This window comes from Agromyces bauzanensis (assembly GCF_014645655.1).
GTDB lineage: Bacteria > Actinomycetota > Actinomycetes > Actinomycetales > Microbacteriaceae > Agromyces > Agromyces bauzanensis.
In genome coordinates this window covers 74,600-87,905 of record NZ_BMMD01000009.1, presented here as the reverse complement: position 1 = coordinate 87,905, position 13,306 = coordinate 74,600, and the positions used below count along the sequence as shown (strand labels likewise).

Here is a 13,306-nt window from a genome sequence, read left to right as displayed (position 1 = left end):
CGCAAGCGCCCAGACGACCATGCCGAGCGCGATCGCGACGAGCAGGGAGATGCCTCCCTCGAGCAGGTCGATCAGGCCGAACACCAGCAACGGCACGGTGATGAAGGCCGGCACGATCGCGATGATCCGTCGGGTTCGCATGTCAGGCGCCTTTCATGAGGGGAATCATGCGCCAAGCATCGCCGCACGCCCGCCGTCGGCGGCCCGGGACCATCGACCCAGGGTGTTTCGGCCCACCCCGCTGATCAGCGCAGTGCGCCGGCGCGATACGCCGCCTCGGTGCGGGTGGCCGCTCCGAGCTTGCGCAGGATCGCCGAGACGTGCACGCTCGCGGTCTTGCCGCTGATGAAGAGCCGCTCGCCGATCTGCCGGTTGCTGAGGCCCTCTGCGATGAGCTCGAGCACCTGCCGCTCGCGTGCGGTGAGCTCAGCGGTCGCGGCCGCGTCGTCGGATGCCACGGAGTCGGCGATGCCGCCCGACGGGGCGACGAGACCCGCGCCCCCGCCGACGCCCTCGAGGCCGATGCCGGCCGCCGCGGCGACGCGGAGGATGCGGTCGCGCACGGCTTTCACCCCGCCGGACTGCGCGACGTCGAACGCGGCCTGCAGCGAGGCACGGGCACCGATGCGATCGGCCGCGGCGAGCTCGGCCTCGCCCTGCCGGAGCAGCGCGTAGGGAGCCAGGAAGCCGGGCGCGCTCGGCGCCGCCGTCGCCGCGACGGCGGCCTTCCAGGCGTCGACGTCGGTGCCCGCGACGCCGGTGCCGGCGCCCTCGGATGCCTCGGCGAGCTCGGCCTCGAACATGGTCGACCACATGGACGCGGTCGGCCAGTACGCGAGCCGCTCGAGCAGGGCGCGGAATTCGGGCACCGCCGCCTCGACCTCGGCACGCACGGTATCGGTGACGGCGCCCGGGCGTGCGCGCAGGGCGGCCACGACGCGAGCCGCCACCCACAGGTACGGCTCCGCGTAACCGGGCAGCGGAAGCAGTTCTTCGTCGAGAATGGCTCGGGCCTCCCGCCACGCGCCCGGCAGGTCGTCGTTGGCGAGCGCGAGCTCGGCGGCGAGGCGACCCGAACCGAGTCGCGTCTGCATCTCGACCTCCATGACGCTCACGATCGACGTGCGCGCGCTGCGGTACAGCTCCGTGGCGGCGTCCGTGTCACCCTGCCAGAGCAGCGACCAGATCTTGCCGCGCAGGAGGTAGACCGCGAACGGCGTGGGCGGGTCGAGCGCCAGGGCGCGGTCGACGAGGGCCGCGGCGCGCTCCCACTCGTTGAGCGCGAGCAGCGGTTCGACGGCATTGGAGGCGAGGATGACGCCTGAGCTCCGCTCGACGCCCTGCTCACGCGACTGGGCGAGTCCCTCCTCGGCGAGGCGGACGGCCTCCTTGTGGTTCCCGATGAGGTGGTGCAGGTCGGAGGCGTTCACCCAGTACCGCAGCAGGGCGGCGCCGTCGCCGTCGGCGAGCTCGCGCGCGCGTTCCATGAGCTCGATCCCGAGCTCGACCTCACCCCGCGTCGCTCTGCTGCCGGCCGCGATGTTCAGTGCGATCGAGGAGTAGCGAGCGGAGCCGATCGCGGTCGCGGCCTCGAACGCGCGCTCGGCGACCTCGACCGACTCGTCGAGGCGTCCGTCGATCATGAGTCGACCGGCGAGGGCCGTGAGCGTCGTGGCGCGCAGCTCATTCGGGCCCGGGTCGCCCAGTGCGTCGAGCGCCGCGAGTGCCTCCTCCAGCACCTCGATCGATCCGGGCTTGCCGACGCTGGCGAGGTACAACGCCTTGTCTCGCAGCAGTCGCGGGTAGTTGGGGTCGTCACGGGGGCACTCGGCGAGCGCCGCCTTGACGAGCGCGAGGCTGCGCTCGCCCTCCCCGGCATTGCGCAGGTGCGAGGCCGTGCGCCCCATGAGTTCGAGCTTGGTCGTGCCCGAAGCCGCGACCGGGTCGGGCACGACATCCCAGAGGCCGAGGGCGCGCTCGCCGAGCTGCGCAGCGGTGGCGTATGCGGTCGCGGCTCGTGCCTCGCGCATCGCCTGCATGGTCGCCGGGAAGGCTCGACCCGCGTCGTGCGCGCCGAGCCAGTGGAACGAGATCTCGGCGGCGAGTCGGCGCGTGCCGGCGGCCGCGGCGGCCTCATAGGCCTCGGCGTACCGTGCGTGGAACCGCGCTCGTTCGCCCGGCAGCAGGTCGGCGAGGATCGCCTCGCGCACGAGCGCGTGCCGGAACGTGTAATCATCGCCGTCGATCATGAGCACACCGGTGAGCACGCTCTCGCGCGCGGCTTGATCGAGCTCGTCGGCGGTGCCCGTGTAGACGGCGGAGAGCATCGAGTGCGAGACGCACACGCCGCCGATGGAGATGAGCCGGAGCAACTCCTGCGCCGGCTCGGACAGGCGCTCGTAGCGGGCGAGCAGCAGTTCGCGGAGCGTGTCGGGCACGTCGCCCTCGTCGCGGCATCCGTCGATGCCCACGAGCTCCTCGACGAAGAAGGGCACGCCGTCGCTGCGGCGGAACACCGCGTCGAGCACGGTCTCGCTGGGGATCTTGTCGACGATGAGCGACTTCGCCATCTTGCGCACCTGTGCCCGCGAGAGCCGGCCGAGGTCGCGACGCTCGACCCACCGGTCGCGCTCGGCCTCGGACAGGAACGGGCGAACCGGATGCCCCCTGGTGACGTCTTCGGTGCGATAGCTCAGCACCGTGAGCACCCGGCTGGAGCCGAGGGCGCGCATCAGGAAGCGGAGCAGGGCGAGCGTCGCCGCGTCGATCCAGTGCAGGTCCTCGATGACGAAGACGATCGGTCGCTCACGCGAGAACGTCTCGAGGAGCACCGCGATGGCCTCGTGCAGCTGGCCGGTGGCGGCGCCCGCCGCGGCCTGCGCTGCGGGTGGCGACGCGCCGACGTCGGGCGAGGCGAGTTCGGGAAGCAGTGCGACGAGCGCGGCTCGCCCCGGCCCGACGGCGTCGAGCACGCGATCGGCGCCCTCTTCGGAGACGAGGGTGCGCAGGGCCGCCTTCACGGGCGCGTACGGCGCCGCCACGGTGCCGAGGTCGACGCACTGCCCGGCGAGCAGTCGCACATCGGAGGGAAGCCCGGCCTCGAACTCGCGGATGAGCCGCGTCTTGCCGATGCCTGCCTCACCTCCGATGATGACGGTGAAGGGCGCACCCGCGCGGACCTCGCCGAGTCGCTCGTACAGCTTCGCGAGGTCGGCGTCCCGACCGATCATGGCCGGCGCTGACGTGGTCACCATCCCATGGTGCCACTCACCGCCGACACCCCGCACAGGTGCGCCCACCGCGGCCGCGACGCTCACCGGAGGAGGGCGAGGCGCGGCGCGCGGCGATGGCTGCGGCGGCGCTCCGGAGCGGCCGTGGACGACGTCCCGTCGTCGTCGTCGCGCCCCTCGGCTCGCTTCCGCAGGCCGATCTCGTGCTCGGCGGCGCGCACGTCGGACTGGTACGTCCCGAGCGCGATGAAGTCGGCCGAGTGCTGCATGATTCCTCCTGAGCTGTCCGATACGTCCGACCGGATGCCTACAGCGTGCTCGCTAAGGCACCCGGCCTTCATCGGGCGATCGCCCTATTCCGGGCGGATGACGCTTCGAGCACCCGAGGTGCCCCGAGCGGTCCGGGCGGCAGGGGCCCGGACGTGCCGAACGACGGATCGTCGATCGGGAGGCGCGGTGGTTCGTCGGGTCGTGTGGGCTCAGCGCAGCACGGTGGGCGTACGGCCGTAGCCGTCACGCCGCAACTGCACGAGCGCGGTCGTGATCGCCGTAGCGGCGAGCAGTCCGAGCACGAGCAAGGTCGCGAACATCTCGCACCTCCTATCCATCAGTGAAGTCTGTGCTCGCCGGGGGGGCGGGTCCTCAGTGCGACCACGGATTTCCGGGTCGGGGTCGGCTCGCCCGTGGAGCGGGTCATGCGTGCGACCACGGAGTCCGGGATCGGCGTTCCCGCGGGCGTGAGCGCCGAGGCGCTGGGCGGTCCCCAGCTGCGAACGAGCGGCACCACCCCAGCCCAGGCGATGTGGTCCTCGCCGTCGTCGGGATCTTCGGATGCCCCACCCGCGCGGGCCTTCATGACCACGTCGTCGAGCGCGAGGCGAAGCACGCGGGTCGCCGCGGTCTCCTTGCGGGTGGTGCCACGTACCTCGGCCGGTCGGCCCGGCATGAGGCGCTCGGAGAGCGCGATCAGCGCGGCATCCGTCTCGTCGGCCGGAACCGTCTCGAGCACGCCGTACACGACGGCGCTGCGATAGTTCATCGAGCTGTCGAAGAGCGACCGGGCGTAGACGAGCCCGTCGAGCGCGGTCACCGCGAAGGCGACGGTGGCCCGCTCGTCCGCCGCGCGCAGGGCGAACCCGCCGCCCGTCGAGCCATGCAGGAGCAGGTGCTCGCCGTCGCGGGCGTAGCCCATCGGTACGACCACCGGCTCGCCGTCGACGACGGCGGCGAGGTGGCCGACGAGCTCGTCGTCGAGCAACGCGAAGAGGTCGATGCGGTCGGCGGTCTGCCGCTCGGGGAGTCGGCGGATGCGTCGGGGGGACGTGGCGTTCGTCGGGGTCACGCTGCTAGTCTCACGAGCACACTGGTTCGCCGAGTAGTCCAGTTCCTGCAACTTCCGGCAGTCCAGTTGACGATCTCGGGAGGACGCATGGACGGGCCGATCCTCGCCATCGACCGCGAAGCCGACCGACCGGTGGGCGTGCAGCTGGTCGAGGGGCTGCGCCGCGGCATCCTCGGTGGCGTACTGCGTCCCGGCGACGCGGTGCCGTCGACCCGCGCGCTCGCGACGGAACTCGGCGTCTCGCGCAGCGCGGTCGTCGCCGCCTACGAGCACCTCGCCGGCGAGGGCTACCTCGAGGTGCGCCAGGGGGCGCCGACCCGCGTCGCCCCGCTCGCGGAGGCCGGCCCCGATGCCGCGAGTCGTCACGGACGGCGGCCTCCGGGCCGGACGACCCAGCCACCCGTGACGACTCGACGACCAGTGGAGGCGTCCGATCCGCGCATCGACCTCCGACCCGGACGGCCCTCGACCGCGCGCATCGACACCCGAGCCTGGCGTTCGGCGTGGCGCCACGCCGCGGCGCTGGAGATCCCGTCCGACTCGCCGCCGCTGTTCGGCGTGCAACGCCTCCGCGACGAGATCGCCGACCACCTGCGCCAGGCCCGCGGAGTCGCGTGCGACGCCGACGACGTGGTCGTCACGGCGGGCACGAGCGAGGCGCTCGCACTCGCGGCATCCGCGCTCGCCCTCCTCGCCGGCCGTGCACCCGTGATCGCCGTCGAGCACCCTGGCTATCCGTCGGCCCGGCGCACCCTCGAGCGACGCGGTGCCCGGACCGTGCCGACGGCGGTCGATGCCGACGGGCTCGTCGTCGACGCACTGCGACGGATGCCGCACCCGCCCGACGCGGTCATGGTCACGCCGAGCCACCAGTACCCCCTCGGCGGACGCCTCCCGGTCGCCGCGCGACTGGAACTGCTGGAGTGGGCCCGTGCCGCCGACGCGATCGTGTTCGAGGACGACTACGACAGCGAGTACCGTCACCTCGGCCCGCCGCTGCCCGCGCTCGCCTCGCTCGACGAGGGCGCCCGGGTGGTGCTCGTCGGCAGCTTCTCCAAGGTGCTCACGCCGTGGCTGCGGCTCGGATACCTTGTGCTGCCGCAGAACCCGGCGCTTCGCGACGCTATGGCGCTCATCCGGACCGACGAGCGCTGCCCGGTACCCGGCGTCGCGCAGGATGCCGCGGCCGACCTACTCGCGAGCGGGGCGGTGCGGCGGCACATCGCGGTGACCCGCCGCGACTACGGGCACCGGCGCCGGCTCGTCATCGAGGCGCTCGACGGCATCCCCGGCGCGCCGCTCTCGGGGCTCGACGGCGGATTGCACGCCGTGGTGCGGTTGGCCGACCACGGGGCATCCGAGGCGGTGGTGGCGCGGCTCGCGCGCGAGGGCGTCGCGGTCGCGGCCCTCGCCGAGTACTCGGCCGTGCCCGGCGAGGTGGAGCCCGGGATCGTGTTCGGCTATGCCGGCGCGGCCGACACGCAGCTCGTCGAGGGGCTCGCGCTGATCCGCGCGGCGACCCTCGACGTGACGTGATCCGCCCTGTGGAATGGGGCCCGATCGTGTCCGGCGGGGTCGCTAGGCTGGCACGATCGGCACCCTGCGGACGGGGTGCCGTGAGGCACGTCGATGGGGAGGCTCGATGGCGCGTGGTATCAGCCTGGTGGCTGCATCCGCAGGTCTCGCGGCCGTGCTGCTGAGCGGATGCGCTGCGGCTCCCGTTCCCACCCCGCCGCCGGTCACGGTCACGGTCACGGTCACCGCGACGCCCACGGCCACACCCACGCCCCCGCCGCCGCCGCCGCCCCCGCCGCCGCCGCCGCCCGAGCCGGTCCCCAACGCACCCGCGCCCGTCGTGGAGTGGGGTCCGGCCTACGACACGGGCGTGCGGCCCGGCGCCACCGGCACCCCGGTACTCGACACCGCCGGCGTGCCGGCCAGCTACGCGGTCGTCGAGGGCGACAGCTTCTTCGACATCGCGCAGCGATTCGAACTGCCGCAGCAGCAGCTCCTGCGCATGAACCCGCAGGTGCACGACTTCGGCGAGACCGTGTACATCGGCGACGTCATCAACCTCGACTGGACGAAGACGGGGTAGGTGCATGGACGTCGCGACGGCGATGGTCACCATCGAGCCGTGGAACCCGTGGCCGCTCGCTTTCCCGACGATCGTCGTCATCGCATCGGTCATGGCATCGGTGGTCGGCTCCCGCTGCAGATCGCGACCGGTGCGGGAGGCCGGGTACGCCGGGTTCGTCGTCGGCACCCTCGCGGTCGTCTGGATGACGTGGTCGTTGTCAGGCCTCTGGGATTCCAGCGCGCGGGAGACGGCTTTGGCCTCGGCTGGCTACGAGTCGCCGACCTTCTCGGGCGGCACCGACGTGATGGCCGGCGAGCTGACGCCGCTGGCCTGGCAGGCGGTCCGCGACGGGGAACGCGTGCACGGAGTGCTTCGACCGCTCGGCGGCGACGGGTGGGAGCTGCGCGAGGCCGGCGACTGACGCCGGCACCTGCCCGACCACACCGAGGGCGTAGCGTGGATGCGTGCTCACTCCTCCCGTCACCGAGAAGCGACCGAACGAACGCGTGCACCACGGCGACGTGGTGCACGACGACTACGAGTGGCTCCGCGCCAAGGACGACCCTGCCGTCATCGCGCACCTGCACGAGGAGAACGCCTACACGAAGGCCCGCACCGAGCACCTCATGTTCCTCCAGGAGCAGCTCTTCGAGGAGATCAAGAACCGCACGAAGGAGACGGACCTCTCGGTGCCGACCCGCGAGGGCGACTGGTGGTACTACACGCGCACGGTCGAGGACATGCAGTACGGCATCCACTGTCGCGCGCCCATCGCGGCATCCGACGACTGGGAGCCGCCAGTGCTACCCGGAACGCCATCGCCGGCTGAGCCTGTCGAAACCCTGACGGATGCCTCGTACGAGCCGCTGACGGGCGAGCAGGTGCTGCTCGACGACAATGTCGAGGCCGACGGCCACGACTTCTACGCGCTCGGCAGCTTCGACGTCACGGCCGACGGCTCGACGCTCCTCTATGCGATCGACACCGACGGCGACGAGCGCTACACGCTGCGCCTGCGCGCCATCGACGGATCGGGTCGCGAGTACGACGACCTCATCGAGGGCACGGCCGGGGGCGCGGTCTTCGACCCGAGCGGGCGCTACGTCTTCTACGCCACGGTCGACGAGTCGTGGCGCCCCGACACGATCTGGCGGCACGAGGTCGGCACCGCGACATCCGACGACGTCCCGGTCTTCAAGGAGGAGGACGAGCGCTTCTGGCTCGGCGTCGGCCTCACGCGCAGCCGCCGGTTCATGGTCGTCGAGGCGGGCTCGAACGTGACGAGCGAGACGTGGCTGCTCGACGCCGACGACCCGACCGGCGAGTTCCGCGTCGTGTGGCCGCGCAAGGACGGCGTCGAGTACGACGTCGACCACGTCGTGGCCGGCGGCCGCGACCGCCTGCTCATCGTGCACAACGACGGCGCCGTGAACTTCGAGCTCGTGAGCGTCGCGGCATCCGACCCCCAGGGACCGCGACGGATGCTGCTGCCGCACAACCCCGCCGTGCGCCTCGAGGGCGTCGAGGCGTTCCGCGACTTCGTCGCCGTCGAGTACCGCCGCGAGGGCCTGCCGCGGGTCGCGATCGCGAAGGTGCCGCCGAGGGGGATACCAGCGGATGCCACTCCCGACGACACCCTGCACGAGCTGCCGTTCGACGAGGCGCTCTTCTCGGTGGGCGTCGGCGGCAACCCCGCCTGGGATCAGCCGACCCTGCGGATCGGGTACACGAGCTTCGTGACCCCGGCGACCGTGTACGACGACGTCGTCGCCACGGGCGAGCGGCGGCTCCGGAAGCGGCAGCCCGTGCTCGGCGACTACGACCCGGCCCGATACGCCCAACGCCGCGAGTGGGCGGTCGCCGACGACGGCACGCGGATCCCCGTGTCGCTCGTGTACCGGCCCGACCTCGTCGAGTTCGGCACGCCGGCGCCGACCCTGCTCTACGGCTACGGCTCGTACGAGCACTCCATCGACCCGGGCTTCGGGATCCCGCGGCTGTCGCTGCTCGACCGGGGCATGATCTTCGCGGTCGCACACGTGCGCGGCGGCGGCGAGATGGGCCGGCTCTGGTACGAGCACGGCAAGAAGCTCGCCAAGCGCAACACGTTCACCGACTTCGTGGCCGTGGCGCAGCACCTCATCGACAACGACATCACCGCACCCGACCAGCTCGTGGCGCAGGGCGGCAGTGCCGGCGGATTGCTCATGGGAGCCGTCGCCAACATGGCGCCGAAGTACTTCTCGGGCATCCTCGCCGAGGTGCCGTTCGTCGATCCGCTGACGTCGATCCTCGACCCGACGCTGCCGCTCACCGTGATCGAGTGGGACGAGTGGGGGAACCCGCTCGACGACGCCGAGGTGTACGCGTACATGAAGGCGTATTCGCCGTACGAGAACGTGCACGGCGGTACTGACGGGGGTGGGCACTACCCGCCGATCCTCGCCGTGACGTCACTGAACGACACGCGCGTGCTCTACGTGGAGTCCGCGAAATGGGTGGCCCGCCTGCGCGACGCCGGCGCCGACCCGCTGCTGAAGATCGAGATGGCCGCCGGGCACGGCGGCGTCTCGGGCCGGTACTCGGCGTGGCGCGAGCGGGCGTTCGCATATGCGTGGGTCATCGACCGGGCGAAGGCGCACCCGAGCGGCGAGTAGGGACCGGGCCGCATCGGCGCGAGCGCCACGCCCACGGCTCGCGCAGGAGAGCGAGTAGCTCGCGCAGGAGAATGGGCCTCATCCCCCGCCCTGAGGCGGGTTGAGTGCAGTTTTCCTGCACAACGTTTGGTGAGCCCGGCGTGCACGGGCTGCCCGGGCCGGGGCTGCACGCGACTCAGGCGAATGCGGCGATTCCGTCCTGAGCGAGGGCCACTGCCGGATCTCGTACGCCGGCGGCGGCGGCAACTTCGGCGGCGCGTTCTCACGGGTACGCCCCGGGCACGCCGTCGGCGACGAGCCCGTAGCCCGGGTCATCCGCCGGCAGGAACGGGGACCCACGCGACCGCCAGAACGGCGGTCAGACCGTGACGAGCGGCGCCGCAGCGGCGTCGAGCGAGCCCGGCACCAGCTTGTAGTATGCCCAGGTGCCACGCTTCGAGCGCGTGAGGAACCCGGCGTCCATGAGGATCTTCAGATGGTGCGACACGGTGGGTTGACTGAGCCCCACGGGTTCGATGAGGTCGCATACGCACGCCTCCTGACCATCGGATGCCGCGACGATCGACACGAGTCGCAACCGCGCCGGGTCGGCCAGCGCCTTGAGGCGGCGCGCGAACACCTCGGCGTCGGCCGCGCTGATGGTCTCGCGCGTGAGCGGGCCGCAGCACGCGACGGCCGCGGGCGCAGCTGCCTCGTCGCGGGTCACGAGCGTCAGGTCGGTCAGGGTCACGAAAGCCACTCTACCCTGAATATTGACAAACTTCGATGCAAGCGTGAACCTCGGTATATCGATGAACGTCAATATCGACGTCGCGACGACCACGACCACGACCACGACCACGACCACGAAGGATGACGGATGACCCTCCTCGACCTCACTCCCCCGAAGCTCCTCGCCTCCCGCCTGCAGGGCTTGCCCGTGGCGATCATCGGCGCCGGGCCCATCGGGCTGGCGACGGCAGCGAACCTCGCCGACCGCGGCATCGATTTCGTGCTGCTCGAGGCCGGCGACCGCATCGCCGACAGCATCGAGCAGTGGGGCCACATCCGCCTCTTCTCGCCGTGGCGGCACCTCGTCGACCCGGTGTCGAAGCGCCTCCTCGCCGAGACCGGGTGGCCGGAACCGCCCGCCGACTCGCTCCCGACGGGCGCCGAGCTCGTGCACGACTTCCTGATCCCGCTCGCCGACCTCCCGGCGATCGCCGCGCGCACGCGCCTCGGTGCAACGGTCACCGACGTCTCGCGGGAGGGCATGGACCGCACACGCACGAAGGGCCGCGCCCAAGCGCCGTTCCTCCTGCGTGTCGCGACCGCCGACGGCGTCGAGGAGCTCACCGCTCGCGCCGTGATCGATGCGTCGGGCACCTACCGCACGCCGAACACCCTCGGCTCGTCGGGCCTCGACCCGCTGGGGCTGGCCGAGGTCGCCGAGCTCGTGAGTCCGGCCATGCCCGACGTGCTCGGGCGCGAGCGCGACGCCTTCGCCGGCCGCCACACGGTCGTCGTGGGCGCCGGCCACTCCGCCGCCAACACGCTGCTGAACCTCGCGGACCTCGCCGACGAGGTGCCCGGCACGCGCATCACGTGGGCCATCCGCAACATCCAGGCCGTGCGCGTCAGCACCTCGCCCGACGACGAGCTGCAGGCACGGGCGTCCATCGGCGCACGCGTCGTCGCGCTCGTCGCCTCGGGTCGCATCGAGGTCATCGACCGGTTCGAGATCGTGCGCCTTGCCCGAGCGGGCGCCGGCGACCCCGAGGCATCCGGCGTTCGCATCACCGGTCGCCGTGGCGACGGACTCGAGACCGTCGGGGCCGATCGGGTGGTGAACGCCACGGGCTTTCGCCCGAACCTCGCGATGCTCCGCGAGATCCGCCTCGAGCTCGACGAGATCGTCGAGGCGCCGAAGCGGCTCGCCCCCCTCATCGATCCCAATGTGCACACGTGCGGCACCGTGGAGCCGCACGGCTTCGCCGAGCTCACCCAGCCCGAGCGTGACTTCTTCATCGTCGGCATGAAGAGCTATGGGCGTGCGCCGACGTTCCTGCTCGCGACCGGGTACGAGCAGGTGCGCTCGATTTCGGCCTGGCTCGCGGGCGACACGGCCTCGGCCCGCAACGTGGCCCTGACGCTGCCCGCGACGGGCGTGTGCTCGACGGGGGCGCCCGGCGCTTCGGGGTCGAACTGCTGCAGCTGAGTGGGGCCAAGGGCTGCCATGTCGCCATGGCTACGAGCTCACGGACTCCGGCAGGAGCATCGTCACGGCTCCGAACCGCCCGCGGCATCCGTGACCACCGCGGTACGTGCGTTCAAGGCGCGCTGCCCCGCGATCGCAAGCAGGAGGTGGACGACGGCGAGCGGGCTCCAGTGCCTGGTCATGGCCCCCAGTGTGGCGGATACCTCGCGGGAAGGCGCCGGCCCGCCGCGCGAATACCTCGGTCTATGGATGGGATCGAAACGGCACGCGGCATCCGGGTGCTGACCGACCCCACGAGGCTGCGCATCCTCCGGCCGCACGGGCCGTGGCGAAGGTCATCGGCTATCGGCGGGCTGATCGAGCGTCTCGACATCACTCACCCCGGCGTCTTGCTCGACGTGCATCCGCGTCCACGACTGGGCGGCGACCTGCACGGCGTCCCACGGCGACCCGAGGGGCGGGGTATATGAGAGGTCGAGTTCGGTGATGGCGGCGACCGTCATCTCGTGGTGCAGGGCGGTGGCGAAGACATCGACGCGCTTGGCGACTTCCGTGCCCCAGGAGCCGACGAGCTGCGCGCCGAGGAGGCGGCCGGTGCCTGCGTCACCGGTCACGCGCATCGTGATGGGCCTCGCCCCGGGGTAGTAGGCCTTGTGGTCGTCGGCGGCGGCAGTCGAACTCGCCGGCGTGAATCCGACCGCGGTCGCCTCGCGCTCACGCAGGCCGGTGCGGGCGGCGATCAGGTCGAAGACCTTGACGACCTGGGTGCCGAGGCTCCCGGCGAACCGCGCGTCGCCGCCGACGGCGTTCTCGCCCGCGACCCGGCCCTGCTTGTGGGCTGTGCTGCCGAGCGGGAGGTAGGTGGCACCGAGCTGTCGGTGGTGCGTGACGACCCCGTCGCCGGCCGCGTACACGTGCGGCAGCCCGGTGCGCATCGCCTCGTCGACCACGACGGCCCGCCCTGCACCGAGCGTCGCACCGGCACGTTCGAGGAGCCCGGTGTTGGGCGCGACGCCCACCACGACGAGCACCAGGTCGGCCATGCGCGAGAACGCCACACCGCCCGCGCCGGTGCCGGTGACCGTGAGGCCGTCGCTGGTGCGCGCGACCCGCTCGACGCGGCTTCCGGTCACGACCTCCACGCCGTTGCGTACGAGTTCGGCACGGATGAGCCCGCCGAGCTCTGCGTCGAGCGTCGAGAGCACCTCGGGTCCGCGCTGCAGCTGGGTCACGCGGATGCCGCGGACCGTGAGCGCCTCGGCCATCTCGAGGCCCACGTATCCCGCCCCGATGATGATCGCCGTCTGCGGGTCACGCTCCTCGAGTGAGCGCTCCAGCGCGAACGTGTCGCCCATCGAGTGCAGCACGTGCACCCCATGTTCGGGCCCGAGCTCGTCGAGACCGGCGATGCCCGCGGTCGACGGCGAGGCGCCGGTGCAGACGATGAGCTCGTCGTAGCCGAGCTCGGATTCTGCGCCATACCGGTCGCGGACGGTCAGTCGCCGACCCGCGACGTCGATGCGGGTCGCGAGCGTATCAAGCCGCAACTGCATTCCCGTGGCCGCGAGGTCGGCGTGGGTGCGGTGCGCGAGCGACTGCCACGGACGCACCTCCCCCGAGACGTAGTACGGGATGCCGCAGATCGAGAAGTTCGGGTAGGCGTCGGCGACGACCACGGTGACGTCGACCGACGGGTCGAGCTCGCGGGCGCGGAGGCCGGCGGAGATACCGGCGTCGCTGCCGCCGATCGCGACGATGTGCATGAGCTGCCTCTCGGTCGGGTGCTCTTCCAGCGTATTG

10 protein-coding genes are annotated in these 13,306 nt (G+C 71.9%); 5 read left to right on the top strand and 5 right to left on the bottom strand.

What is annotated here, in order from left to right; all coding sequences use genetic code 11:
* Positions 1-245: 245 nt before the first annotated feature.
* The 3 genes from IEX31_RS09530 to IEX31_RS09520 all read right to left on the bottom strand — a co-directional run bounded on the left by IEX31_RS09530 (position 246) and on the right by IEX31_RS09520 (position 4,572).
* Positions 246-3,251, bottom strand: a complete 3,006-nt coding sequence (locus IEX31_RS09530) for a helix-turn-helix transcriptional regulator (RefSeq protein ID WP_188743194.1) — start codon at positions 3,249-3,251, stop codon at positions 246-248.
* Positions 3,252-3,313: 62 nt separating this feature from the next.
* A complete protein-coding gene (locus IEX31_RS09525; protein WP_188743193.1) occupies positions 3,314-3,499 on the bottom strand; it encodes a hypothetical protein in 186 nt (61 codons plus the stop codon).
* Between the two features lie 338 nt (positions 3,500-3,837).
* Positions 3,838-4,572 carry a pyridoxamine 5'-phosphate oxidase family protein gene (locus IEX31_RS09520; protein ID WP_188743192.1) on the bottom strand — a complete coding sequence of 245 codons (735 nt, stop codon included), beginning with the start codon at positions 4,570-4,572 and terminating at the stop codon, positions 3,838-3,840.
* Between the two features lie 87 nt (positions 4,573-4,659).
* On the opposite strand from IEX31_RS09520, the gene pdxR reads away from it, so the two are divergent.
* The 4 genes from pdxR (at position 4,660) to IEX31_RS09500 (ending at position 9,309) form a co-directional block, all read left to right on the top strand.
* Complete coding sequence (pdxR, locus tag IEX31_RS09515; RefSeq protein ID WP_188743191.1) at positions 4,660-6,108, top strand: MocR-like pyridoxine biosynthesis transcription factor PdxR; 1,449 nt, start codon at positions 4,660-4,662, stop codon at positions 6,106-6,108.
* Between the two features lie 106 nt (positions 6,109-6,214).
* Complete coding sequence (locus IEX31_RS09510) at positions 6,215-6,670, top strand: LysM peptidoglycan-binding domain-containing protein (protein WP_188743190.1); 456 nt, start codon at positions 6,215-6,217, stop codon at positions 6,668-6,670.
* A 4-nt stretch (positions 6,671-6,674) separates the two neighbouring features.
* Positions 6,675-7,073: a hypothetical protein gene (locus IEX31_RS09505; RefSeq protein ID WP_188743189.1), complete on the top strand. Its 399-nt coding sequence runs from the start codon at positions 6,675-6,677 to the stop codon at positions 7,071-7,073.
* A gap of 43 nt (positions 7,074-7,116) precedes the next feature.
* The gene (locus IEX31_RS09500) at positions 7,117-9,309 is read left to right on the top strand and encodes a S9 family peptidase (RefSeq protein ID WP_188743188.1); all 2,193 of its coding nucleotides are present in this window, start codon (positions 7,117-7,119) and stop codon (positions 9,307-9,309) included.
* A 358-nt stretch (positions 9,310-9,667) separates the two neighbouring features.
* On the opposite strand, the gene IEX31_RS09495 is transcribed toward IEX31_RS09500, so the two are convergent.
* Positions 9,668-10,039 (bottom strand): ArsR/SmtB family transcription factor, encoded by a 372-nt coding sequence (locus tag IEX31_RS09495; protein WP_373285514.1) that lies wholly within the window; start codon positions 10,037-10,039, stop codon positions 9,668-9,670.
* A 129-nt stretch (positions 10,040-10,168) separates the two neighbouring features.
* On the opposite strand from IEX31_RS09495, the gene IEX31_RS09490 reads away from it, so the two are divergent.
* Positions 10,169-11,506: an NAD(P)-binding domain-containing protein gene (locus IEX31_RS09490; protein WP_188743187.1), complete on the top strand. Its 1,338-nt coding sequence runs from the start codon at positions 10,169-10,171 to the stop codon at positions 11,504-11,506.
* A 335-nt stretch (positions 11,507-11,841) separates the two neighbouring features.
* On the opposite strand, the gene IEX31_RS09485 is transcribed toward IEX31_RS09490, so the two are convergent.
* Complete coding sequence (locus IEX31_RS09485; protein WP_188743186.1) at positions 11,842-13,269, bottom strand: FAD-dependent oxidoreductase; 1,428 nt, start codon at positions 13,267-13,269, stop codon at positions 11,842-11,844.
* Between the last annotated feature and the right edge of the window lie 37 nt (positions 13,270-13,306).